This is a genomic window from Roseateles toxinivorans (assembly GCF_004362525.1).
Classification (GTDB): Bacteria; Pseudomonadota; Gammaproteobacteria; order Burkholderiales; family Burkholderiaceae_C; genus Paucibacter; species Paucibacter toxinivorans.
This window is the reverse complement of the sequence record NZ_SNXS01000010.1, coordinates 86,047-109,929: the sequence shown is the minus strand read 5'-3', so window position 1 is coordinate 109,929 and position 23,883 is coordinate 86,047. Positions and strand designations below refer to the sequence as shown.

The window sequence follows — 23,883 nt, the reverse complement described above, 5'->3', positions numbered from 1 at the left end:
GGCCGGCCACGACGGGCTGAAGCTTGGGCCGGTCCCTTCGGCCCGACCTCCAGCTTCTTTATGCCCGCCGTGGCCGGCCCCCCACCCCCTCTGCGGATACGCTGTTGGCAGCCAAACCAGAGTAGTGCCCGTGCCTTACGGATTGGCGAGCCTGCACGTCGGCTGCAGCAGGGGCGAGGGCGTGCCGGTCGCAGCGGGCATAGAGAAGCCGGAGTCCGGTCCGTCCAGGGTCGGGCAAGGCTTCAGCCGGCAGCGGCCGGCGCGCCCTCGGTCCTGCCGCCTCATGTTCAATGTGTCGAGTGTCGCGCGCAGCACGGTGGAGCAACTGAAGTGAGGCGGATCTAGCCGACAGTGGGCATACTGACAGGCCCCAGTGCTGGAGACCGCCATGTTCAATCGCCTTTGCTGTCTCGTTGCGCTGAGCGCCGCCCTGCAGGCCCAGGCCGCGCCCGAGGTCTATCGCGGCCTCTGCGACGCCTCGGCCGCGATGGCGCTGGACGCCAGGCACTTCGTCGTCGCAAATGACGAGAACAACATCCTGGCCATCTACCAGCGCGGTCGGCCCGAAGCGGTTTCGACGTTGCCGCTGGCCGACTTCCTGGCCAGCGGCGACAAGGAGTCCGACATCGAGGGCGCGGCCCTGGTCGGCAAGCGCATCTACTGGATCAGCTCGCATGGCCGCAACAAGAATGCCAAGGAGCGGCCCGAACGCTACCGCTTCTTCGCCACCGACATCGATGCCTCGACAAACCCGCCCAGCTTGAAACCGGCGCCCAAGCGCTACGAGAAGCTGCTGGACGATCTGGTCAAGGCCGACACGCTGAAGGCCTTCAAGCTCAAGGACGCCGCCAAGCTGGCGCCCGAGGCTCCCGGCGGGCTGAACATCGAGGGTCTGGCCGCCCTGCCCGACGGCCGGCTGCTGATAGGCTTCCGCAACCCGATACCGAACGGCAAGGCCCTGCTGGTGCCGCTGGAGAATCCGGCCGAGGTGCTTGAGGGGAAGGCCGCCAAGTTCGGCGAGCCGGTGCTGCTGGCCCTGCGCAACCGAGGGGTGCGCAGCATCGAGCGCGTGGCCAACGAGTTACTGATCGTCGCCGGGCCGACGGCCGACAAGGGCACGTTCTCGCTGTACCACTGGAGCGGCAAGCCCGGCGATGCGCCCAAGCTGGCCCAGGGCCTTGATCTCGCCGACCTGCGGCCCGAGGCCCTGTTCGACATCGGCGGCGGCCAGGCGCAGCTGCTCAGCGATGACGGCGGCATAGAGACCGGCGGCATGGCCTGCAAAGACAGAAAGCCTGCAGAGCAGGCTTTCCGAAGCATCACCGTCAAGCCCTGAAGGCCTCAGGCCGCGTGCGCCGACTCCTCGCGGTGGAAGCGCAGTTGGGGCCGCAGCGCGCGCTGGCGCTCCATCTCGGCCATCATCGGACCTGGCCCGCAGACATAGACGTGCGTGCCCTCGGCCGCCTGATCGAGCTGCTCGGCCAGCGACAGAAAACGCCCGGCCTCGTTGTCCACATGCAGCTGCACCCGCTCGCCATAGGCCCGCAGCGGCTGCAGAAAGGCCGCGCCGTCGCGTGAGCGCACGGCGTAGACCAGGCGCCAGTCGCGGCCCTGCTGCTGCAGCGCCTCCAGCATGGCCAGAAACGGCGTGATGCCGATGCCTCCGGCCACGAACAGCGTCGGCGCGCCATCGTCCTCATGCAACTTGAAGCTCTGGTGCGGCCCGCGAATGGCGACTTTCTGGCCCGCATCGAGCTGCTCGGTCAGCCAGGCCGAGCCGGCGCTGGCGCCCCGCTGCACGGCCACGCTGTAGCGCTCGCTCTGGCCCGGGCTGCTGACCAGCGAATAGCTGCGCCACTCGCCATTGGGCAGCGCGATCTCGATATGCGCGCCGCAGGCGCTGGGCGCGAACGGCTCGGCGGCACCGGGCCGCAGATGGATCAGGCGCACGCCGGGAGACTCCCAGCGCGTGTCGGCAACAATGGCATGGCGCATGGGCATCTCCATCCGAGGCTGGTGACCCGCTTACTTGCGGTTGTCTATGGTGTTGAACAGTCGGCCCAGGCCTTCGACCTCGACCTCGGTGTTCTTGTAGTCGGCCAGGAAGGTACCGATATTGCCCTTGGGGAATTTCTCGGTGCCCTTGCTGGCGGTGCCGCAGTGCACGCAGTCGCCCGGCTCCATCGTGAACCAGATGTTCGCCTCGGCCAGCACTCGCTCGACGCTGAAGTGGTAGTTGGCGGTGCTGTCCTCGCAGTACATCTCGCCGTCCACATAGCCGCGCATCATCAAGTTGTTCGGGTTGGCGATCTCGTCCTTGGTGGTCAGCCAGGGGCCCATTGCGGCGAAGGTGTCGGCCGCTTTGGAGCGCGAGTGGTAGACGAAGTAGAGGTAGTTGTCTTCCGCGCCGAACTTCTCGCGCCAGGCGAAGTGGTGCGGGGCGGTGAACTTGGGGTCCATATTCAGCGCGATCGAATCCTCGCTGAACTTGATGCCGCTGGCGGTGATGTCGTTGGTCAAGGTGTAGCCGAACACATGATCCATGATGCGGTCTTCCGGCACGTCCTTGGCCAGCTTGCTGAACACCACCACCGGCTCGGGCTCGGGGATCGAACGGCCATGGCGCGGCAAGATCACGATGGGCTTGTTGTGGCCGGTCAGCGCCGAGCGTGCTTTGGTGAAGAACATCGGCGACTTCATCGGCTTGAAGGCGTTCTTGTTCAGGTTGTTGTTGTTGACGGCGCAACCGAGGATCTTGGACGCCTTCGGGTTGGGCGCCATCCAGTCGGTGTTGCCGTCAAGCGCAATGACGGCGGCCTTGCCTTCTCGTGCGGCCGCTATCGCCGTGGCGGCCTTGTCCAGGCCGGCGTTGCCTGCGGTGATCAGGTCTTCCATATCGTGCACGGGCACGGCGACGGCGGTGTTGTCGTCCAGACGGGCGATGACGGTGGGTTTGCCGTTGAGGCGAATGGTGCCGAGTTTCATGTTCTTGTCTCCAGAATGAGGGTCAGGCCTTGCTGGCCTTGGCTTGCAGATCGGCCAGCAGATCCTTGATGCGGCCGGTCAGCGCGTCCTTCGGGTATTCGTTGTAGAGCAGGCCGGCCTTGCGCACCGGGTCGCCCTGGTAGTAGCGCTCGTACAGCGCCTGCCTGCCGGAGAAGGCCGAGATCGAGGCGTCGGCGGCCAGGCGCATCAGCGCGATGCGCTCGCCCGACTCCAGGGTCGAGGTGGCGAAGTACTCTTGCACCAGCGGCGCGATGTCGCCACTGAGCTCGGCGTACGAGGGCACGCCCACCAGGCTGCCGGCGCCAATCGTGCGTACCGTGTCAATCATCGTCGCGTAGCGGTCATAGAAGTGCAGCTGGGCGGCATGCAGCGGCCACTTGCTGGGCGCGAAGGTGCCGTAGCCGGTGGCGCCGGACTGCGCCTCAGCGCGCTCCACCATCGCCTTCTGCATCTCGATGAAGATCAGCATCTCCGCCAGTTGGCCCTGCACATTCGGGAAGCCATCGACCTTCACCGCCTTGGCCATATAGCAGGCCAGGCCGGCCATGAACTCGGCCTTGGCCAGCGCCCGCGTCATCGTCTGGTGCGAGTAGTGCTCGGACAGGAAGGTCTTCTTGTAGATCGCATTGCACATCACCGGGTCGCGATAGACGAAGGTGCGCTCCCAGGGCACGAACACGTTCTCGAACACGATCACCGCATCGCCCTCGTCGTACTGCGACGACAGCGGATGGTCGAGGAAGTGGCCGGCGTTCTGCGGCACGACGCTGGGCCGGCTGATGATCTTCACTCCCGGTGCCGCCACCGGCGTGGTGAAGGCGAAGGCGTAGTCGGCGGCCGAGGCGTCATTGGCCACCACCACCGAGGGCATGACGACGATCTCGTCGGCGAACTGGGCCAAGGTGCCCACCAGGCGCATGCCGTTGACATAGAAGCCGGCGTCGGTCTCCTTGACCACCTTCAGCGCGATGTCCTTGACCTGGTCGAACACCGCCTTGCTGCGGTCCACCTGCGGATTGACCTGCACATGGGTCATGGCCAGGTCTTCGCGGCAGCAGCGCGCGTAGAAGGCCTGGACATTGCGCGCCAGCTCACGGCCGCTGGCCGAGTTGTCGAACACCTCGCTGGCGGCGGCCAGCGCGGCCACGCCCAGGTTCATGAAGTCCGGCGTGCGGCCGAACATGCCGTAGGTGGCATCGGCCACCAGCTTCAGCGCCTGGCCGCGGCGCTGCACATCGGCCACCGAGCGCGGTTGCGCGTAGGAGGTGGCGATGCGCTGGTCGGTGGCCGGGTCCAGCGTGGTCAGCACCTCGCGGTAGCGCGGGTCGTGCTGCATGTCGTAGAGGGCCGCCACGCTTTGCGCGGCCGTGCCCAGGCGGGGGTCGTTGGTGACGTCCTTGACCAGATGGCCCTCCAGATAGACCTTGCGGTCGTCCCTCAGCCCTGCAAGGTATTGCGCGCCGGTTCTCAGTCCCATGAATCAGTCCTCATCAAGCCACTAGGGATGCGTCGCTCAGCTAAATTGTCTCGCTAAACGTGACGCGGTATCGCATAGTAGTTGTTTGATTCATATCAGATCGATCCGTGTTTACCCTATATTCACGGGCCGAGGCGCGATTGCACCCAGAATGGAGTCCGTCGCAAACCCCGAGATCAACGTGCCCTCCAGCCCCCCGACAGAAGCCGCCAAAGAAGCCCCCAGCTCAGCGCCCGCGCGCTCCTCCACCGTGCAAAGCGTCGAGGTGGCGGTGCAGATCCTGGAAGCGATTGCCGAGAGCGGCGGCGCGGTGCGCGTGACCGAGCTGTCCCGCGTGCTGCACATGACCAAGGCGCGGGTGTCGCGCCATCTGCAGACCTTGCTGAGCCTGGGCCTGGTCGAGAAATCGGCCGGCGTCGAGGGCTATACCTTTGGCTGGAAGCTGATGCAACTGGGCCGCGCCGCGGTGCGTGATCGCACCATCACCGAGCTGGCCAAGCCACATCTGATGGCGCTGCGCGACACGGTGGGCCAGACGGTGATTCTGTCGCTGCCGTCCAAGGATGGCAGCGTGGTCGTGCTCTGCGTCGAGAGCCACCAGGGTGCCTCGGTAGCCGTGCGGCCGGGCACGTTTCTGGAGTATCCGAAGTCACCGGCCGCGCGGCTGGCGATGGCACTGGCGGGCGATGCCGCCAAGTCGCTGGCCGGCAAGCGCGGCGCGAAAGACCCGCATGCGGCCGCGGCGCTGGCCTCGCTGGCCCGGCTCAACGAGGTCGGTGCCGACTACGAGCTCGACACCCAGGGCACCGGCCTGGGCGGTGTGGCCGCTCCGGTGTTCGATGACAGCGACAAGCTGGCCGGCGTGGTCTCGCTGGTGATGCCCACGCGCTTTGTCACGCCGGCACCGAGCGCCGAGATGCTGGCGGCACTGAAAGCCTGCGTCGAGGCGATCGAGGCCGAGTACAAGCGCGGCGGACCCGGCTGAGGCCGACTTGAAACCTCAGTCGAGATAGCCCAGATCCTTCAAGGCCGCCCGCACGATGGGCTCGCGCTGTTGGCCCAGCTCGTCGCGCGGCAGATCGATGTTCAGCGCGAAATAGGTCCGGCGCTCGCCCCGCTCCAGCCAGCCGACGAACCAGCCCAGGGCCGGGTCCTTGTCATTGCCGGCCCAGCCGGTCTTGGCATAGAGGCGGTAGCCGGGGCCGCTGTCGCGCAGCATCAGGCGGCGCGCCGCGGCCTCGGTGCGCGCCGAGATCGGCAGCCGGCCCTCGTTGAAACGGCGCAGGAAGTCGACCTGCTCGACCGCCGAGATGCGCAGATCGCCATCGAGCCAGAAGCCATCGACCTTGGGGCCGGCCACCGCATTGCCGTAGCGGAAGTCGCGCAGGTACTGCTGCATGCGCGCCTGCCCCACCGAGCGGGCGATGTGCTGGTGCACCCATACGGCCGAGACCTTGAAGGCCGAGGTCAGGGTCTGGTCGCGGTTCCAGTCCTTCAGCCAGCGTTCCTTGCCGTCCCAGGCGAAGACCTGGTTCTCGTCGGTGGCCACGCCCGACTCCAGCGCGATCAAACTGTTCGGGATCTTGAAGGTCGAGGCGGGCAGGAAGCGCTCGAAGGCACGCCTGGAGTCGGCCGCAATCCAGCGCCGATCCTGGCTGTCCAGCACCACCAGGGTGCCGGTGGCGCCGCGCGCCTTGAAGTGCTGCAGCAGGGCGGGTCGGTCGTCCCAGACCTCACGTTGATCGGCCGGCCCGGCATGGCTGGGTTTGCAGCCACCGAGGACCAGCAGCAGCGCAGCGAACAAGGGGCGAATGAAGGTCATGGCATCTCACTGAAGTTGGGGATATCCAGTGTCAGCGGCGCGGCCATTTCCGCCGCGCCGATCTGGCGTTACGCCTGTTGCCCGCGCTCGGCATTCAGACGGGCCTGCAGCGCATCGGCCTCGCGGCCATAGGCCTGGCGCGCAGCCACATCGCGCAGCTTGCGGCTCAAATGCCGGACCCGGTCGCACAGCTCCAGCGCGGCAAAGACATCGCCCTCGCGAGCGGCATGCTGGGCCCACATCAGGAAGAAGGCACAGCGCTGCGCCGCCGGAATCTGCGAATGCACGGCGCGGCAAGCGGCCCAGCGGCGCGCGGCCAGATCGGCAAAGCTGCTGCCCGGCAGGGCCTGGCCCTGGGCGGCCGCCAGCGCGGCGACCTCAGCAAAGTCAAGCGGCAGGGCCATGCGCAGCAGGAAGACCGTGTTCAGCAGCGAGCTGGCGCCCAGCTGCCAGCGTGCGCAGACGGCGTCACTGAGCAGCAGCCAGCCCAGGGCATCGCGCAGGTCCTGGCCGGCACCGCCGGCCAGTCCCGCCTCCAGCAGCTGCGCCAGCGCATTGGCCAGATTGGCGGCGGCGATCTGCAGCGCGTCCGGCAGGCCGGCTAAGGAGGCACAGCGCAGCGCCTCGGCCAGGCAGGCCAGTGCCTCGCCCGCCTGGGCCCGGCTCTGCCCGGCGATGGCCAGCTCGCGCAGCACCAGGCCGCGCAGGTTCAGGTATTCGCCACGCAGGCCCATGTCCCAGGCCAGCGCCTGTTCGCCCACCTGCTCCAGCTGCTCCAGCCGCTGCAGCGCGGCGCCGGCCTGGCCCAGGCTGCCATAGCAATGCCAGGCCCCCAGCACCTGCAGGCGCAGACCCAGCTGGGCGCGGGCCTGGGCCGGCATGCGCGCCTGGCGCAGGCTGGCACCGAGCTCGCGCAGCTCGTCCTGCAGCGCGGCCCAATCGCCCAGGCGCCGGGCAATGCGTGCGCGGCGCAGACCCAAGGTGACCGCCGCCATCGCATCATCGGTCGGCAGATGGGCGGCGGCGGCCTGCAGGGCCAGCCTGGCCGGATAGAGCTCTCCACGGTCGAGCAGGAAGTCGGCACGCGCCAGGCCCTCGACGCAGGCCAGCGGCAGGCACGCAGGCGCCGCCGGTCGGTGCGCCGCTTCACGGGCCTGGCCCAGCAGCGCCGCCAAACCGTCGGGCGTGACCGGCCGGCCGTCGATCAGGAACTCGCACTGCGCCAGCCGCTGGGCATCCAGCCAGAAAGGCCCGCTGCTGCGCGCCTCGGCCGCTATCAGCGCGGCCAGCGGCGTGGCCTCCAGCCGCTGCAGCAGCCGCCACAACTGGGTGCGGTGCAACTCGGCCAGGCCGCTGATGCGCTCTCGCAGATCGACCCGGCTGCAGGGCGCACGCAGCGTGGCCAGGCCCTCGCCATGGGCCTGCAACAGCGCGGCCAGCAGGCGCGACAACAGGCTGCCGCGCAACAGCAGCGCGTCAATTTGCAAGGCGTCGCGACGCAGATGGACCTGTATCAAGGGCGGCTCGATGGGGAGAAAAGCCCATTGTCGCGGCTCCGCCGGCGGCGGCTGCAACCCAGGCGCCGTAACAGGCGTTACACCGGGCTCAGACCTTGAGTTTTTCTCAAGCCGGCTGCAGAAAGCCTCGCCCCGCCGGCCACGGGCCTGCCTAGAATTTGTTGCACAAATCAATCAACTCGGAAGCCCATGCAGACCAAGACCCTGAAGACCGATGTGTTGATCGTCGGCGCCGGCCCGGTGGGCCTGACCCTGGCCATGACGCTGGCCGCCCGCGGCCTGCAGGTGCTGGTGGCCGAGCAGCGGCAACGCGGCGAGCCGCCCGAGGTCAAGTGCAATCACATCTCGGCGCGTTCGATGGAAGTCCTGCGCCGGCTCGGCGTGGCCGCCAAGCTGCGCGCCGCCGGCCTGCCGGAGGACTATCCGAACGACATCTCCTACCGCACCACGACCACCGGCACCGAGATCACCCGCATCAGGATCCCCTGCCGGCGCGACCGCTACACCGACACCAGCGGCCCCGACGGCTGGTGGCCCACGCCGGAGCCGCCGCACCGCATCAACCAGCTGTTCATCGAACCCATCATGTTTGCCCATGCCGAGGCGCAGCCGGGGCTGACGATACTGAACAGCACGCGCATCGAGGGCTTCGAGCAGAGCGCCTCGGAGGTGTTCGCCCAGGCCAGCGATCTGGCCAGCGGTGAGAGTTTCGCCATCGAGGCCCGTTACCTGGTCGGCTGCGATGGCGGACGCTCGGCGGTGCGCAAGGCGATAGGCGCCAGCCTGGTCGGCGACGCCGTGGTGCAACGCGTGCAGTCGAGCTACATCCGCGCGCCGGGCCTGATCGCTGCACTGCAGTCGCCACCGGCCTGGGCGATGTTCTCGCTGAACCCGGTGCGCAGCGGCAATATCTATGCGATCGACGGCCGCGAGACCTGGCTGGTGCACAACTATCTGCGCGATGACGAGCCCGACTTCGAATCTGTGGACCGCGACTGGGCGCTGCGCGCCATCATGGGCGTGGGCCCCGACTTCGAATTCAACATCATCAGCAAGGAAGACTGGTTCGGCCGCCGCCTGGTGGCCGACAAGTTCCGCGACCGCCGGGTCTTCATCTGCGGCGACGCCGCCCATCTGTGGGTGCCTTACGCCGGCTATGGCATGAACGCCGGTATCGCCGACGCCGAGAACCTGGGCTGGCTGCTCGCCGCGCGTCTATTGGGCTGGGGCGGTGAGGGCGTGCTGGACGCCTACGAGGCCGAGCGCCTGCCCATCACCGAGCAGGTCTCGCGCTTCGCGATGAACCATGCGCACGAGATGGCCAGGCGCCGCCGCGCCGTGCCCGCCGGCCTGGACGGCACCGGCCCCGAGGCCGAGGCACTGCGCGCCCAGGTCGGCCAGGACATCTACGACCTGAACGTGCAGCAGTACTGCTGCGCCGGCCTGAACTTCGGCTACTACTACGACAACTCGCCACTGATCGCCTACGACGGCGAGGCCGCGCCCGAGTACGGCATGGGCAGCTTCACGCCATCGACCGCGCCGGGCTGCCGCGTGCCGCATCTGTGGCTGGACGATGGCCGCTCGCTCTACGACGCGCTGGGCCAGGGCTATGCATTGCTGCGCGGCGATCCGGGCATGGACGTGCAGGCCCTGCTCGATGCCGCCGCGGCCAAGGGTGTGCCGCTGGCACTGGTCGATCTGCCGGCGCGGGACCGGCCGACGGAATACCGCCACAAACTGCTGCTGGCACGACCGGACGGTCAGGTCGCCTGGCGCGGCGATTCAATCGATGCGGCGCAGGCCAAGGCACTGATCGCGACGGTGCGCGGCGCCGCTCAGTGAGCCTCTCTACTTCAGATCGAAGATGAAGCAGGTCGTGGTCGCATGGGCATAGAGCTTGCCATCCGGGCCGACCAGGCGGCCCTCGGCCGTGGCCATGCGGTTGCCGCCATGAATGACGGTGCCGACGGCACGCACCAGCGGAATGCGCTCGCTCAAGGGCCGCACGATATTGATCTTCAGCTCGGCCGTGGTGTAGCTCTTGCCCACCGGCATCGTCGTGTGAACGGCGCAGCCCACCGCTGAATCGAGCAGGGTGGCGAACCAGCCGCCGTGCACCGAGCCCAGCGGGTTGTAGTGGCGAAACTTCGGCTTGCCCTGGAACACGGCGCGGCCGAAGTCCACCTCGATCAGACCAAAGTCCAGGGTGTCGGCAATCGGTGGGTAGGGCAGCTCGCCGGACAACATCGCGTTCATCACCTCCAGCCCGGTCTTGCCGGCCACCTGACTCGGCTCAGCCACGCCGCTGTGGCTCAGGCGTGCACGCACGACCGCCTCCTGCGCCTGCCATTGCTGCAGCACTTCGGCGGCATCATGTGTCTCGGTCACGGCTTGCATGGAAAACCCTTTCAGTTGTAGTTGCAACAATTGTAGCTACAATCATTTCCATTGTTCAAGCAGGGATCCGTCATGACGTCTCCGCCTCGCGCCGCCGCTCCGGTAGGCTGCACCAATCTGAAGCTGCGCCAGCTGACGCGTCGCGTCGGCCAGCACTACGACCACATCGTCGGCGCGGCCGGCGTGAAGACGACGCAGTACTCGCTGCTGTCCTATATCGTCAAGCTGGCGCCGGTGCGGCCCAGCGACCTGGCCAAGGTGATGGAGATGGAAGCCTCGACCCTGACCCGCAATCTGCAGCCGCTGGTCGCCGCCGGCTGGGTCGTGATCGGCCCCGGCGTCGATGGCCGCAGCCGCGTCGTCACCGCCACCGACACCGGCCGCGCCAAGCGCGCCGAGGCACAGGCCGAATGGAAGCGGGCCCAGCAGGCCCTGAACGAACGCCTCGGCGTCGACAAGGTGCTGCAGCTTCACGCCCTGCTCGACGAATGCCTGGGCTTGATGAGCGACACCTCCGGAGAATGCGATGACTGACACCCTCACCCCACAACGCCAGGTCGCCATCGGCCTGGTGCTGCTGGCCGCCGCCGGCACCTTCGCGCTGACCATGGGCGCACGCCAATCGATGGGCCTGTTCCTGGGCACGATCAACAGCAGCACCGGCCTGGGCCTGGGCAGCATCAGCCTGGCCTTTGCCTTCGGCCAGCTGTGGTGGGGCCTGACCCAGCCCTTTGCCGGCATGGTGGCCGACCGCGTCGGCGCCGGCCGGGTGATCTTTCTGGGCGTGCTGCTGGTGGCGGGCGGCACGGCGCTGATTCCGTTCATGCACACGACCTGGGGCTTGATACTGGCCATAGGCATGCTCGCCGCCGGCGGCGCCGGCATGGCCGGGCCCTCGGTGATGATGGCAGCGACCACGCGGCTGATACCGGCCGAGAAGCGGGGCATGGCCACCGGCATCGTCAACGCCGGCGGCTCCTTCGGCCAGTTCCTGTTCGCACCGCTGGCCCAGGGCATCACCGCCGCCGCGGGCTGGGTCGTGGCCCTGCAAAGCCTGGCCGCCATCACCCTGCTGGCCCTGCCCGCGGCCTGGATCCTGCGCGGCAACTCGCGCCATCTGGCGGCCAAGGCGGCACCCGGCGCCAAGGCGCAGACGACCCGCCAGGCCATTGCCGAGGCGTTGCGCAATCCGAGCTACCGGCTCCTGAGCCTGGGCTTCTTCGTCTGCGGCTTCCACGTCGCCTTCATCGCCACCCACCTGCCCGGCGTGGTCGCGGCCTGCCAGCTGCCGCCATCGGTCGGTGCCTGGTCGCTGGGCATCCTGGGCCTGTTCAATATCGTCGGCAGCCTGGCCATGGGCTGGGCGATCTCGTTCCAGGGCGGGCGCTGGCGCATGAAGTCGCTGCTGTCGCTGGTCTATGCGGTGCGGGCGGTGGCCGTGGCGCTGTTCATGGTGGCGCCCAAGACCGAGTTCACCTTCTTTGCGTTCGCGGCCGTGATCGGCGTCAGCTACCTGTCCACCGTGCCGCCGACGGCGGGCCTGGTGGCCAAGTTCTTCGGTCCGGCGAATATGGCGACGCTGTTCGGCGTGGTCATGCTGGCCCACCAGCTGGGCGGCTTCCTCGGCGCCTATCTGGGTGGCAAGGCCTTCGAATGGACCGGCAGCTATGACTGGATGTGGTACGCCGACATTGTGCTGGCCGTGGGCGCTGCCCTGGTGCACATGCCTATCCGCGAGGCGAGCAAGCCGCGCCTCGCTTCGGCAACCGCCTGATCAATCGCCGAGCTCGCGCTGCAAGGCCTGCATCAGCCCCACCGCCGCCGGCGGCAGGCTGCGCTCGGCCTTGCTGAGCAGGCAGATATTGCGGGTGATCACCGGGTCGATCAGCGGCAGGGCCACCAGGTCGGGGTGGCGGGCAAAGCCCAGCATGAAGGCCGGCAGTATGGCCGCGCCCAGGCCCTGCTCGGCCAGCGCGATGGCGGTGCTGAACATCGCCACTTCGTAGGCGAAGCGTACCGGGGTCAGGCTTTGCGACAGGGCCTGATCGACCAGATGGCGAATGCCATTGCCGCGCCGCACGGTGATCAGCGCATAGCCCTGCAGCTGCTGCCAGCTCAAACGCTCGCTGCGGGCCAACAGATGGTCGCGGCGCAGTATCAGGCTCAGCTGGTCGCGCAGCAGCACCTCGCTGCGCAGGGCCGGGCTCAGCGGCTGCTCGGGCGTGCCCAGCGCGAAGTCCACGCTTTCATCGAGCACGCGGGCCACGAGTTGGTCGGGCGCGCAATCGTCCAGCACGATCTGCAACTGCGGATGGCTGGCGGCAAAGCCGCGCATCACCGGCGGCAGCAGATAGCTGGCCAGCGCAGGCGTGGCGGCCACGGCCACGCGGCCCTGGTGCAGATTGTCCAGCGCGCTGACGGCACGGCCCAGCTGCTCTACCTCCATCAGCGCGCGCCGCGCCTGGGTGATGGTGGCGTGCGCCGCCGCGGTGGGCTGCAGGCCCTGCGGGCTGCGGTCGAACAGGCGCACACTCAAGCCATCTTCCAGCTGCTTGAGCAGCAGGCTGGCGGCCGAGGGGGTGATGCTCAGCGCCTGCCCGGCCGCGGCCAGCCGGCCCTCCTGGTAGATGGCCACGAAGGCGCGCAGCTGGCGCAGGCTGACGTTCATGGCCTCTCAGCTCAGCACTTGCTTGAGCGCCCCCAGGAAAGCCACATTGTCTTCGGGCAGGCCCACCGTCACGCGGATGAACTGAGGCAGCTGGTTCGCCCCCAGCGGTCGGATGATGACGCCGGCAGCCAGCAGCTGCTGCGCCACCTCGGCGCCGCTGCGGCCGGTGCTGCTGACGTCGATGGCAATGAAGTTGGCGTGCGAGCGGATGAAGGGCAGCCCGAGCGTCTGCAAGCCCTGCTCCAGCTGCGCCATGCCCTGTGCGTTGTTGCCGCGGCTGCGTTGCAGAAAGTCGGCGTCATCAAACGCCGCCTCGGCCGCCGCCTGGGCCATCGCGCTGGTGTTGAAGGTCAGACGCAGCCGGTTCAGCAGATCGGCCACGGCCGGATGCGCCACGCCATAGCCCACACGCATGCCCGCCAGGCCATAGGCCTTGGAGAAGGTGCGCAGCACCAGCAGGTGCGGATGCTCGGCGATCCAGTCGCAGCTGTGCAGTGCATCGGCGTCGGGCAGGAACTCGCCATAGGCCTCGTCCAGCACCACCAGGATGTGGCGCGGCACCGAGGCAACGAAGCGCTGCAATGCCGCGGCATCGAGCAGGGTGCCGGTGGGGTTGTTCGGATTCGCGATGAAGACGAGCTTGGTGCGCTCGGTGATGGCGGCGCGCATCGCGTCGAGGTCATGGCCGTAGTCGCGTGCCGGCACGCAGACCGGCGTGGCGCCGACGGCATGGATGGCGACCGGATAGGCCTGGAAGGCATATTGCGAATACACCGCCTCGTCACCGGCGCGCAGAAAGCAGCGCGCGGCCAGGTCCAGCAACTCGCTGGAGCCATTGCCCAGCACCAGCTGCTGCGCCTCGACGCGCAGCCGCGCGCTGAGCCGAGCCTTCAGCTGATGGCCGCTGGGGTCGGGGTAGTTGGCGGCGTCGGCCATCACTGCCTGCATGGCGGCCAGGGCCTTGGCGCTGACCCCCAGCGGATTTTCGTTCGAGGCCATGCGGTGCAGGCGCAGCGGCTTGGCCTGCTCGCGCTTGACCTCGGAGGCCGGCTTGCCAGGCACATAGCGCGGCAGGTTGCGGATGTAGTCGGGTGCCGAATCGGCGGGATTGCTGAGACTCATTGAGGATTCCGGTTGATGCTTGTGTTCAAGCCGCGCCTTGCAGCGACTTGAGGTGGAAGAATTCTTCTAGGCCCACACGGCCATACTCGCGCCCCAGGCCCGATTGCTTGACGCCACCGAACGGCGCCAGCAGATTCAGCGGGCTGCCGTTGAGCACCACCTGGCCGGTGTGCAGCCGGCGTGCCACACGCTCGGCCTGGGCCAGATCGGCCGACCAGACACCGCCCGACAGGCCGTACTCGCTGTCATTGGCCAGACCCACGGCCTGGTCTTCGCCGTCGTAGGCGATCACGCAGATCACCGGGCCGAAGATCTCCTCGCGCGCCACGCGCATGTCATTGCGCACATCGGTCAGCAGCGTCGGCCGGACATAGGCGCCGCGCTCCAGGCCCTCGGGGGCCGCCACGCCGCCGGTCAGGCAGCGCGCTCCCTGCGCCAGGCCGGAGGCGATCAGCCCGCGCACGCGGTCGCGCTGGGCCAGCGAGGCCACCGGCCCGAGCTTGACGCCCTCGGCCAGCGGATCACCGACGACCCAGTCGCGGGCCAGCTCAACCAGCAGATCTTGCACGCGCGCCAGCTGGCTGCGCGGCACGAGCAGTCTCGACAGGCAGGCGCAGGCCTGGCCCGAATTGGCCCAGCCCTGCTTCAGCACCACCGGCAGCGCCTCTTCCAGCTTGGCATCGGCCAGCAGCAGATTGGCCGACTTGCCGCCCAGCTCCAGCGCCACCTTCTTCAAGGTCGGCGCGGCAAGTGTGGCGACACGTCGGCCGGCACCGGTCGAGCCGGTGAAGCTGACCATGTCGACCTCGCGGTGCGAGACCAGCGGCTCGCCGACCCGCGCGCCGGTGCCCATGACCAGATTGAACACGCCCGGCGGCAGGCCGGCGGCGGCAATCACCTCGGTCAAGAGGCAGGCGTCCAGCGGCGTCAGCTCGCTGGGCTTGAGCACCACGGTGCAGCCGGCCAGCAGGGCCGGCGCGATCTTGGCAGTGATCTGGTGCAGCGGAAAGTTCCAGGGCGTGATGGCGGCCACCACCCCGACCGGATCACGCACGACCCGGGTGCTGCCCAGCACCTCTTCCTCCATTGCCTCCAGCGCGCGGGCGGCGAAGTCCAGGTTCTTCAGCGGCATGCCCAGCTGGGCCATGCGCGAGAACCACAGCGGCGCGCCCATCTCGGCGGTGATCAGCGCGGCCGCCTCCTCAGCCCGCGCCTGTAGGCCGGCACGGATGTGGTCCACCAGCGCGATGCGTTCCGCGCGTGGCAGGGCGGCCCAGCCGGCCTGTGCACGGCGGGCCGCCTGCACGGCCAGCTCGACGTCCTCCGCGCAACCGGCCGGCGCGCGGGCGATGACCTGCTCGGTGGCCGGGTTGACGACGTCAATCAGCTCCTTGCTGGCCGAGGGCCGCCAGGCGCCATCGACATAAATCAGGCTCTGTGTTTGCATGGTGGGCTCCCGGGGTTCAGGCCGCCACCAGCGGCTCGCCCAGCGGATTGGGCGGCGCCGGATGGGGGGCCTTGGAGAAGCTGTGTATCAGGTGCCAGGCGCCCGGCATGGCCGAGACCTTGACCTCGATGAAGGCCGGGCCATCGCTGCGCAAGGCCGCGGCCAGCTCGCTCTCCAATCCCTCGGGTGAGTCGACACTCACCGCCGGCAGGCCGAAGGCACGGGCCAAGGCCACGAAGTCGGGGTTGTGCAGATCGGTGCCGATCTCGCGCTTGAACACATTGGCCTGGATGCGCCGCACATTGCCGAAAGCGCCGTCGGCAAAGACGATGGTCACCAGGCGCGGGCGGTACTTGGCCACGGTGGCCAGCTCCTGCAGGTTCCAGCCGAAGCCGCCGTCACCGTTGATCGACACCACAGGCCGGTGCGGATTGCCCAGCGAGGCGCCGATGGCGGTGGCAAAGCCATAGCCCAGCGTGCCCTGATAGCCCGGAGTGATCAAGGTGCGGCGCTCGTAGATCGGGTACGAGATATTGGACATATAGCCCACCTGGGTCAGCTCACTGACCAGGATGCCGTTCTCGGGAATCAGCCGGCGCAGTACCTGGGCGTAGGCGCGCTGCGGCTGGATCTGGTCGAACTGCTGTTCGCACCAGGCCTTGACCTGGGCGACCGCGCCCTCGCGCGATTCGCGGGGCTTGTGGCCTTCGACCAGCTCGGCCAGTGCCGCCAGCACCGCGCGGGCATCGCCGCTCAGCGCCGTGCCTGGCTGGCGCGGAGCGCCGAGGTGGGCGGCGTTCAGGTTCACATAGGCATAGCGGCAGGAGGCCGACGCATGCGTGGGCCGGCCCATGCCATCGACAAAGCGGCTGCCGACGACCAGCACGAAGTCGGCGTGGGGGAACAGGCAGCGGCTGCCCAGCAGGGTGGTCGCCAGCGGATGGCGGCTGGAGATAGCTCCGCGGCCGTTCTCGCTCATCACCACCGGGGCACTGAGCCGCTCGGCCAGACGCTGCAGCGCTTCGCCTGCCTGAGCGGCCAGCGCACCGCCGCCGACATAGATGACCGGGAAGCGCGCCTGCTTAAGCTCCTGGGCGAGCTGCTCCAGCACGGCCGGCTCGACATCCAGCGTGGCGTCACCAACGGCCGGCGCCAGCAGTTCGATATCCGCACGGGCCTGCAGCACATCGGGCGGCACCTCGATGCCCACCGGCCGCGGCTGGCCGGTGCGCATCTGGCGGAAGGCCTCGTTGACCAGACCGGGAATGTCCTGCGGCTTGGTCGCCAGCGCATGCCATTTGGTCACTGTACCGAGCGTGGCCGACTGGTCGCGCACCTCGTGCAGCATGCCCAGATCGCGGCCGATATGGTGCGAGGGAATCTGGCCCGAGATGCACAGCACCGGCGAGTTGCAGGCATAGGCGGTGGCCAGGCCCGACATCGCATTCAGCAGGCCCGGGCCGGGCACCACCATGCACACGCCCTCGCGGCCCGAGGTGCGGGCATAGCCGTCGGCCATATAGGAAGCCGCCTGCTCGTGGCGGGGGGTGTAGTAGCGCAGCTTGTCGGCCACGTCCAGCAGGCCGTCGGTGGCCCAATCCAGCTGCACACCGGGAATGCCGAACATATCGCGCACACCCTCAGCCACCAACTGCCTGGCCAATGCCTGGCCGCCTGTCATCTCCATGCCTATCACCTCTTGTTGACTGTCATTCTTGAACTGCAGTGAGGGCGATGCGCGCACCAGCGCCGCACCGCCCTGAACCCCGTATGAACCCCTAGATGAAGTGCCCTCAAAAAAGTTGACACAGTTAAGGAGTTGCATAGAATCATCGTCAAGGTGCTTAACTTTGTCAAGCATACTGGCGGGCAGAAGCAGAAAGGCTTTGCGGTATCTTTCTGGCTGCTACGACGGAACTTGCAAGCGAGTACAGCAGTCACTCGCGGCACCCCAACAAGGCGCGCGGCCTGAAGTCACAAGAGGCCGGCGCAAGCCAGAACATCAATCAGACAGGAGACCCGTCCATGCATTCCAGAATTTGCGCCAAACCCCTGCTCGCGGTGCTGCTCGGCGCCGCCGGCCTGCTCGGCAGCGCCCAGGCCCAGGAAGTGAAGTACGCGATCGCCGCCGAGGTGGCGTCGATGGATCCGCAGTTCGCCAATCTGCCCGGCAATATGATGGTGGCCAAGCAGATGTTCGAGGCCATCAGCGATGTCGATGGCGATGGCCGCCTGACGCCCAAGCTGGCCGAAAGCTGGAAGCGCGTCAGCGCCAATGTCTGGGAGTTCAAGTTGCGCCGAGGCGTGACCTTCCATGACGGTTCGGCGCTGACCTCCGAGGACGTGGTCTATTCCTATGCCCGCCCGGCCATCATCCCGCCCGGACCAGCCACCCTGAACGGCTTTCTGACCAATATCGTCAAGACCGAGGCCATCGATGCGCTGACCGTGCGCATCACCACCGACAAGCCGGTGGCCGTGCTGCCCAATTTCCTGTCGGCCATACCCATCGTGTCGAAGAAGATCTCGCAGAACCTCAAGCCCGAGGACTTCGAGGCCGGCAATGGCGTGATCGGCACCGGCCCGTACAAGTTCGTCAAGTTCCTGCGCGCCGACCGCGTCGAGCTGGTGCGCAACGAGGCCTATTGGGGCAAGAAGCCCTTCTTCGCCAAGGCCACGATTCGCTTCATCCCGAACCCGCCGGCGCGCACCGCGGCCCTGCTGTCGGGCGAAGTGGATGCGATCGCCCAGGTACCGCCGGCCGATATGGCGCGGCTGAAGCAGACGGCCAATATCGAGGTCATCACCAAGCCGCTGGGTCGCTACTCCTTCCTGGTGCTGAACCAGGCATCGGACGCGCTGCCGCTGGCCACCGATGCCGCCGGCAAGCCGCTGACCACCAACCCGTTCAAGGATGTGCGCGTGCGCCGCGCGATCTCCAAGGCCATCGACCGCTCGGCAATTGCCTCGCGGGTGATGGAGGGCATGGGCGTGCCCACGCAGAACCCGATTCCCAGCACCATGTTCGGCTACAACAAGGACCTGCCGCCCGAGCCTTATGACCTGGCCGGTGCCAAGAAGCTGATGGCCGAGGCCGGCTATCCGAACTGCTTCACCTTCTCGCTGCTGGCGCGCAATGACAACCACCCGACCGACTCGGCCCATGTGCAGGCGATCGGCCAGATGCTGTCGCGCCTGGGCTGCAAGGTCAATGTCGAGGCCCTGCCGACCAGCGTGACTATGAGCCGCGCCAACAAGCTGGAGCTGCCGATGTTCCTGCAGTCCTCGGGCGCCGATCATGGCGACGTGGGCGTGGCGCTGGAGTATGTGTTCAGCCATCCGAAGAACAACCCCTTCCGCAAGGTCAATATGCAGACCTATGACTCGGAGCGCTTCTTCAAGCCGCTGTACGAGGCCCTGGCCGCCACCGACGACAGCCAGCGCGAGGCGCTTTACCGCGACACGCTGAAGGTGATGCATGAGGAAGTCGGCGTGATCCCCTCGCAGCTGATGATGGGCACCTGGGCGGTGCGCAAGGGCTTCAAGCTGGCCGGCCGCTTTGACGAACGCCTGTACGCCACCGATCTGTCGCAGTAATTATCATTGTCAACAATGATTGAAAGTTTGGCTGTTTGAGAGCGAGCCTTCCGTGGCCGACCTTCTGGGCGGCCACGGTTTTTTCTGATTTGACTTGGAACGTCCCGGCCCCATGCTTGGTTTCTTGATTCGACGCGTGCTCCAGAGCATTCTGGTGCTGATGCTGGTGTCCATGCTGGTGTTCATGGGCATCTATGTGGTGGGCGACCCCACCGCGATGATGATCCCCGACAACGTCACGGCCGAAACGCGGGCCGCGATGATTGCCTCGCTGGGCCTGGACAAGCACCCGCTGCTGCAATACCTGGATTTCGCCCAGCGCCTGCTGCACGGCAGCCTGGGCCGCTCCTTCGCCACCGGCCTGCCTGTGGAGGAGCTGATCGCCTCGCGCTTCCCCGCCACCCTCGAGCTGGCCTGCGCGGCCATGGTGCTGGCCACCGTGGTCGGCCTGCCGCTGGGCCTGGTGGCTGCCGTCAAGCCCGAGAGCTGGGTCGGCCGCGCCATCACCGCCTGCTCCAGCCTCGGCTTCAGCGTGCCGACCTTCTGGGTCGGCCTGGTGCTGATCATGGTATTCGCCGTCACCCTGGGCTGGCTGCCGTCCAACGGTCGCGGGCCGACGCAGTCGCTGCTGGGCGTGCAGGTCAGCTTCCTCAGCTGGGAGGGCCTGCGCTACATGATTCTGCCGGCCTGCAATCTGGCCCTGTTCAATGCCGCGATGATCATCCGACTCACGCGTTCATCCGGCGGCGAGGTGATGCTGATGGACTACATCCGCTTCGCCCGCGCCAAGGGTTTGAACGAGCGACGCGTCATCGGCGTGCACCTGCTGAAGAACATCCTGATCCCCATCATCACCGTGATGGGCATCAACTTCGGCGGCATCATCGCCTTCTCGGTCGTGACCGAAACCATCTTCGGCTGGCCCGGCATGGGCAAGCTCTTGATCGACTCGATCAATGCGCTGGACCGCCCGGTCGTGCTGGGCTACCTGATGTTCGTCGTGGTGATCTATCTGGTCATCAACTTCGTCGTCGATCTGATGTATTCCTGGCTGGACCCGCGCGTCACGCTGGTGGAGGCCAAGGCATGAGCGCCGTGATCAACAGCACTGTCAGCAGCCCCATCAACAGCCCCATGCGTGAGCTCTGGCGCGACTTCATCTCCAGCCGCATGGCCTGCATGGGCCTGGCCTCGTTCGCCCTGGTGTTCGCACTGTCGCTGCTGGCGCCCTGGATCGCGCCGCAGAACCCCTACGACATGCAGCAGCTGAGCGTGCTCGATGCGCGGCTGCCGCCGGGCGCCCAATCGGGCGACGGGCTGATGACCTTCTGGCTGGGCAGCGACGAGCAGGGCCGCGACATGGTCTCGGCCATCCTCTACGGCCTGCGCATCAGCGTCTTCGTCGGCCTGCTGTGCACCCTGCTGGCCTTTGTCGTCGGCACCACGCTGGGCCTGCTGGCCGCCTATTTCGGCGGCGCGGTGGACAGCTTCATCATGCGGCTGACCGATGCCCAGCTGTCCTTCCCGTCCATCCTGATCGCGCTGATCTTCCTGGCCCTGTTCGGCAAGGGCGTGGACAAGATCGTCATCGCGCTGGTGCTGGTGCAATGGACGTTTTACGCCCGCACCGTGCGCAGCTCGGCCATGGTGGAGTTGCGCAAGGAGTATGTCGAGGCTGCACGAGGGCTCAAGTACTCGCACCTGCGCATCATGTTCCGCCATGTGCTGCCCAACTGCATGCCGCCGCTGCTGGTGGTGGCCACGCTTCAAGTGGCCATCGCCATCGGCCTGGAGGCCACGCTGTCCTTCCTCGGCCTGGGCCTGCCCATCACTGAGCCCTCGCTGGGCCTGCTGGTCGCCAACGGCTATGCCTACATGCTGTCCGGCAACTACTGGATCAGCATGTTCCCCGGCCTGGCCCTGGTCTGGGCCGTGCTGAGCATCAATACCGTCGCCGACCGCCTGAGCGACCTGCTGAACCCGAGGTTGCGCAAATGAGTACCCCTCCCCTGCTGGAAGTCAGCAACCTGCGGCTGCAGTTCGACACCCCGCGCGGCCTGGTGCAGGCGATTGACGGCATCAGCTTCACCCTGGACAAGGGCGAGATCCTGGGCCTGGTCGGCGAATCGGGTTCGGGCAAGTCTCAGACCGGCAACACCATCATGGGCCTGCTGGACCGCGGCGCCCGCATCACCGAGGGCAGCATCAGGTTCAAGGGCCAGGAGTTGCTGGGCCTGCCGCAGGAGCAACTGCGGCGCATTCGCGGCAACAAGATCGCAATGATCTTTCAGGATCCGATGATGACGCTGAACCCGGTGCTGCGCATCGACACGCAGATGGTCGAGGCGGTGCTGGCGCATCAGAACGTCGGCCGCGAGGCGGCCCTGAAGCTGGCCCTGCAGGCGCTGGAGCGCGTCGGCATTGCCGCGCCCGAGGAGCGGCTGAAGTGCTACCCGCACCAGCTGTCGGGCGGCATGCGCCAGCGCGTGGTGATCGCCATCGCCCTGCTCAACAGCCCCGAAATCTTCATCGCCGACGAGCCGACCACGGCGCTGGACGTGACGATTCAGAGCCAGATCCTGTTCGAGGTGCAGAAGCTGTGCCGCGACACCGGCGCAGCGCTGATCTGGATCACCCACGACCTGGCCGTGGTGGCCGCCCTGGCCGACCGCGTGTGCGTGATGCACCGCGGCAAGATCGTCGAACAAGGCACGGTAGATCAAATCTTGGACACCCCCCAACACCCCTACACCCGCGGCCTGATGGACGCCATTCCCAGCCGCAGCAGCCGCGGCCAGCGCCTGCGCACGATGCAGCCGCAGGACGGCAGCGCATGGAGCGCCGGGAGCGCAACCACATGAGCGCCCCCCTGCTTCAACTGGACGGCGTCTCCAAGACCTTCCACCGCCCGAATGACCTGGTCGGCCGCCTGCTCGACAAAATGGCCGGCCGCAGCGCTGGCGGCGCCGTGCAGGCCTTGCAGCACACCGACCTGAGCCTGCGGCAGGGCGAGGTCGTCGGCCTGGTCGGCGAGTCCGGCTGCGGCAAGTCCACACTCGGCCGCATTGCCGTCGGCCTGCACCGCGCCAGCAGCGGCCGCCGGCTCTGGCAGGGCCAGGATCTGGCCCTGGTTCCCGAGGCCGAGCGCAAGCGCCTGGAGCTGGGCATACAGATGATCTTCCAGGATCCGCATGCCTCGCTGAACCCGCGCATCCGCGTGGCCGACGCGATCGGTGAAGGCCCGGTGATCCACGGCTTGATCGAAGCAAGCCAGAAGCGCGAGCTGGTCGAGAAGCTGTTCCGCCAGGTCGGCCTGGACCGCGCCAGCATGGACCGCTTCCCGCACCAGTTCTCCGGCGGCCAGCGGGCCCGAGTGGGCATTGCCCGGGCGCTGTCGGTGAACCCCAAGTTGCTGGTCTGCGATGAATCGGTGGCGGCCCTGGACGTGTCGATCCAGGCCCAGGTGCTGAACCTGTTCCTGGACCTGCGCGAACAGCTGCAGCTGACCTATCTGTTCATCAGCCACGATCTGAGCGTCGTGCACCACATCGCCGACCGGGTGGTGGTGATGTACCTGGGCCGCATCGTCGAATCCGGCCCCACGGTGGAGCTGTATGCCGAGCCTGCTCACCCCTACACCCGGGCGCTGATGGACGGCGTGCCGCGCATCGACATGCGGCGCAAGGCCTTTGTGCCGGTGCAGGGCGAGATTCCGTCGCCGCTGAATCCGCCCACCGGCTGCCACTTCCACCCGCGCTGCGGCGATGCGATGCCGCGCTGCCGCGACGAGGTGCCGAAGCTGCAGGAAGTGGCACCGGGGCGGCAGGCCGCCTGTCACCTACATGACACCGGCGCCGTGACTTGGCACAAAAAAGCCAGCGCCGCACCCTCGCAAACGCTGGGGTCCATGGCCGCCGCAGCCTGAGAAAATGGCAAGAGCGCAGCGATCCACTTCCAACATCACGATGAGTTCACCAGCCCCCAAGAAAGCCGTACCTGAGGCGCCAACGATCCGGGAACTGGTCACCTACCGCCTGCTCAAGGCCACCTACTACACCACCAAGCCGGCGTACATGCTTTACAGCCGCAAGTACAAGGTGACTGGTGTCGAGTGGCGGCTGATCGGCAATCTGTTCACCGACGGCCCCCTGACCCTGGTCAAGCTGGCCGAGGAGGCCGACATCCAGCTGGCCCAGGCCAGCCGCATGATCACCGCCCTGATCAAGCGGGGCCTGGTGCTGGGCGTGGCCAACGAGAACGACGGCCGCAGCGTCAAGCTGTCGCTGACCACCGAGGGCAAGGCCCTGTACCGCAAGATCTTCGCCGAGGCCCAGAGCCGCCACAACCGCCTGCTCGAGGGCCTCAACAAGACCGAGCAGCAGTACCTGTATCAGGCGCTGGACAAGCTGGCCGATATCGGCCGCGAAATGCTGGAGGAAGAGCGGCTGGCGGACAAGTAGCCACCCTTCGCCCTCACTGCAAGCAGCGCCGCGTCTCACGATGTGGCGCTTTTTTCTTTCCCGTATGAAGCGGCAGGGACGAGGGCGCGCCGGCCGCTGCGGGCTGAAGCCTTGTCCGGGCCTGGACGGACCCAGACTCCGGCTTCTTTATGCCCGCTGCGGCCGGCACGCCCTCATCCCTGCTTCAACGGGGGTGCAGGCTCGCCAAACCGAAAGACACGCGCTGCTCGATATTGGCGGCCACCAGCGCATCCGCAGAGGGGGTGGGGGGCCGGTCACGGCGGGCATAGAGAAGCTGAAGGTCGGTCCGAAGGGGCCGGCCCACGCTTCAGCCCGCCGTGGCCGGCCCCACGCCCCTCTGCCACCA

General features: G+C 67.4%; 21 protein-coding genes. 11 read left to right on the top strand and 10 right to left on the bottom strand.

Translation table 11 applies throughout. The annotated features are described in order from the left end of the window. Positions 1 to 388: 388 nt before the first annotated feature. On the top strand, positions 389 to 1,336 hold the full coding sequence (locus DES47_RS24550) for a DUF3616 domain-containing protein (RefSeq protein ID WP_133703414.1): 948 nt from the start codon (positions 389 to 391) through the stop codon (positions 1,334 to 1,336). 5 nt (positions 1,337 to 1,341) lie between these two features. Here the strand turns inward: DES47_RS24550 and DES47_RS24545 are convergent, their stop codons facing one another. From DES47_RS24545 to DES47_RS24535, 3 genes are read right to left on the bottom strand one after another with little or no spacing between them, the layout of a single operon-like run. Continuing rightward, positions 1,342 to 1,995, bottom strand: a complete 654-nt coding sequence (locus DES47_RS24545; protein WP_166652152.1) for a ferredoxin reductase — start codon at positions 1,993 to 1,995, stop codon at positions 1,342 to 1,344. Positions 1,996 to 2,025: 30 nt separating this feature from the next. Further along, positions 2,026 to 2,985, bottom strand: coding sequence for a fumarylacetoacetate hydrolase family protein (locus DES47_RS24540; protein WP_133703412.1), 960 nt, complete (start codon positions 2,983 to 2,985; stop codon positions 2,026 to 2,028). A 22-nt stretch (positions 2,986 to 3,007) separates the two neighbouring features. Next, a complete protein-coding gene (locus tag DES47_RS24535) occupies positions 3,008 to 4,483 on the bottom strand; it encodes a 4-hydroxyphenylacetate 3-hydroxylase family protein (protein ID WP_133703411.1) in 1,476 nt (491 codons plus the stop codon). Positions 4,484 to 4,634: 151 nt separating this feature from the next. On the opposite strand from DES47_RS24535, the gene DES47_RS24530 reads away from it, so the two are divergent. Then, positions 4,635 to 5,468: an IclR family transcriptional regulator gene (locus tag DES47_RS24530; RefSeq protein WP_133703410.1), complete on the top strand. Its 834-nt coding sequence runs from the start codon at positions 4,635 to 4,637 to the stop codon at positions 5,466 to 5,468. Between the two features lie 15 nt (positions 5,469 to 5,483). On the opposite strand, the gene blaOXA is transcribed toward DES47_RS24530, so the two are convergent. Both blaOXA and DES47_RS24520 read right to left on the bottom strand, forming a co-directional pair. Further along, a complete protein-coding gene (gene blaOXA, locus DES47_RS24525) occupies positions 5,484 to 6,305 on the bottom strand; it encodes a class D beta-lactamase (RefSeq protein WP_133703409.1) in 822 nt (273 codons plus the stop codon). Between the two features lie 68 nt (positions 6,306 to 6,373). After that, a complete protein-coding gene (locus DES47_RS24520; RefSeq protein WP_133703408.1) occupies positions 6,374 to 7,822 on the bottom strand; it encodes a hypothetical protein in 1,449 nt (482 codons plus the stop codon). A gap of 189 nt (positions 7,823 to 8,011) precedes the next feature. On the opposite strand from DES47_RS24520, the gene DES47_RS24515 reads away from it, so the two are divergent. Next, on the top strand, positions 8,012 to 9,667 hold the full coding sequence (locus tag DES47_RS24515; protein WP_133703407.1) for an FAD-dependent oxidoreductase: 1,656 nt from the start codon (positions 8,012 to 8,014) through the stop codon (positions 9,665 to 9,667). A gap of 6 nt (positions 9,668 to 9,673) precedes the next feature. On the opposite strand, the gene DES47_RS24510 is transcribed toward DES47_RS24515, so the two are convergent. Then, positions 9,674 to 10,222 carry a PaaI family thioesterase gene (locus DES47_RS24510; RefSeq protein WP_133703406.1) on the bottom strand — a complete coding sequence of 183 codons (549 nt, stop codon included), beginning with the start codon at positions 10,220 to 10,222 and terminating at the stop codon, positions 9,674 to 9,676. 72 nt (positions 10,223 to 10,294) lie between these two features. On the opposite strand from DES47_RS24510, the gene DES47_RS24505 reads away from it, so the two are divergent. Continuing rightward, the gene (locus DES47_RS24505) at positions 10,295 to 10,756 is read left to right on the top strand and encodes a MarR family winged helix-turn-helix transcriptional regulator (RefSeq protein ID WP_133703405.1); all 462 of its coding nucleotides are present in this window, start codon (positions 10,295 to 10,297) and stop codon (positions 10,754 to 10,756) included. Then, complete coding sequence (locus DES47_RS24500) at positions 10,749 to 11,996, top strand: MFS transporter (RefSeq protein ID WP_133703404.1); 1,248 nt, start codon at positions 10,749 to 10,751, stop codon at positions 11,994 to 11,996. Before DES47_RS24505 ends, DES47_RS24500 begins: the two co-directional genes overlap by 8 nt. Here DES47_RS24500 and DES47_RS24495 read toward each other — a convergent pair whose 3' ends face one another. Genes DES47_RS24495 through DES47_RS24480 form a run of 4 tightly spaced genes read right to left on the bottom strand, consistent with a single transcriptional unit; the run spans position 11,997 to position 17,146 of the window. Beyond that, positions 11,997 to 12,890, bottom strand: coding sequence for a LysR family transcriptional regulator (locus DES47_RS24495; RefSeq protein ID WP_133703403.1), 894 nt, complete (start codon positions 12,888 to 12,890; stop codon positions 11,997 to 11,999). Positions 12,891 to 12,896: 6 nt separating this feature from the next. After that, on the bottom strand, positions 12,897 to 14,012 hold the full coding sequence (hisC, locus tag DES47_RS24490) for a histidinol-phosphate transaminase (RefSeq protein WP_133703402.1): 1,116 nt from the start codon (positions 14,010 to 14,012) through the stop codon (positions 12,897 to 12,899). A gap of 25 nt (positions 14,013 to 14,037) precedes the next feature. Beyond that, entirely contained in the window at positions 14,038 to 15,459 is a 1,422-nt protein-coding gene (locus DES47_RS24485) for an aldehyde dehydrogenase family protein (protein ID WP_133703401.1), read from the bottom strand. Positions 15,460 to 15,475: 16 nt separating this feature from the next. After that, entirely contained in the window at positions 15,476 to 17,146 is a 1,671-nt protein-coding gene (locus DES47_RS24480; RefSeq protein WP_208115106.1) for a thiamine pyrophosphate-dependent enzyme, read from the bottom strand. A gap of 338 nt (positions 17,147 to 17,484) precedes the next feature. On the opposite strand from DES47_RS24480, the gene DES47_RS24475 reads away from it, so the two are divergent. From DES47_RS24475 to DES47_RS24450, 6 genes are all read left to right on the top strand, one after another. Then, on the top strand, positions 17,485 to 19,056 hold the full coding sequence (locus tag DES47_RS24475; protein WP_133703400.1) for an ABC transporter substrate-binding protein: 1,572 nt from the start codon (positions 17,485 to 17,487) through the stop codon (positions 19,054 to 19,056). Between the two features lie 112 nt (positions 19,057 to 19,168). Then, the gene (locus tag DES47_RS24470; protein WP_133703399.1) at positions 19,169 to 20,146 is read left to right on the top strand and encodes an ABC transporter permease; all 978 of its coding nucleotides are present in this window, start codon (positions 19,169 to 19,171) and stop codon (positions 20,144 to 20,146) included. Then, entirely contained in the window at positions 20,143 to 21,054 is a 912-nt protein-coding gene (locus tag DES47_RS24465; protein ID WP_133703398.1) for an ABC transporter permease, read from the top strand. Before DES47_RS24470 ends, DES47_RS24465 begins: the two co-directional genes overlap by 4 nt. Beyond that, positions 21,051 to 21,917 carry an ABC transporter ATP-binding protein gene (locus DES47_RS24460; RefSeq protein WP_133703397.1) on the top strand — a complete coding sequence of 289 codons (867 nt, stop codon included), beginning with the start codon at positions 21,051 to 21,053 and terminating at the stop codon, positions 21,915 to 21,917. Before DES47_RS24465 ends, DES47_RS24460 begins: the two co-directional genes overlap by 4 nt. Further along, the gene (locus tag DES47_RS24455) at positions 21,914 to 22,981 is read left to right on the top strand and encodes an ABC transporter ATP-binding protein (protein ID WP_243748448.1); all 1,068 of its coding nucleotides are present in this window, start codon (positions 21,914 to 21,916) and stop codon (positions 22,979 to 22,981) included. The genes DES47_RS24460 and DES47_RS24455 overlap by 4 nt, the downstream gene beginning before the upstream one ends. A 40-nt stretch (positions 22,982 to 23,021) precedes the next feature. Beyond that, positions 23,022 to 23,516, top strand: a complete 495-nt coding sequence (locus DES47_RS24450) for a MarR family winged helix-turn-helix transcriptional regulator (protein ID WP_166652151.1) — start codon at positions 23,022 to 23,024, stop codon at positions 23,514 to 23,516. Positions 23,517 to 23,883: the final 367 nt, after the last annotated feature.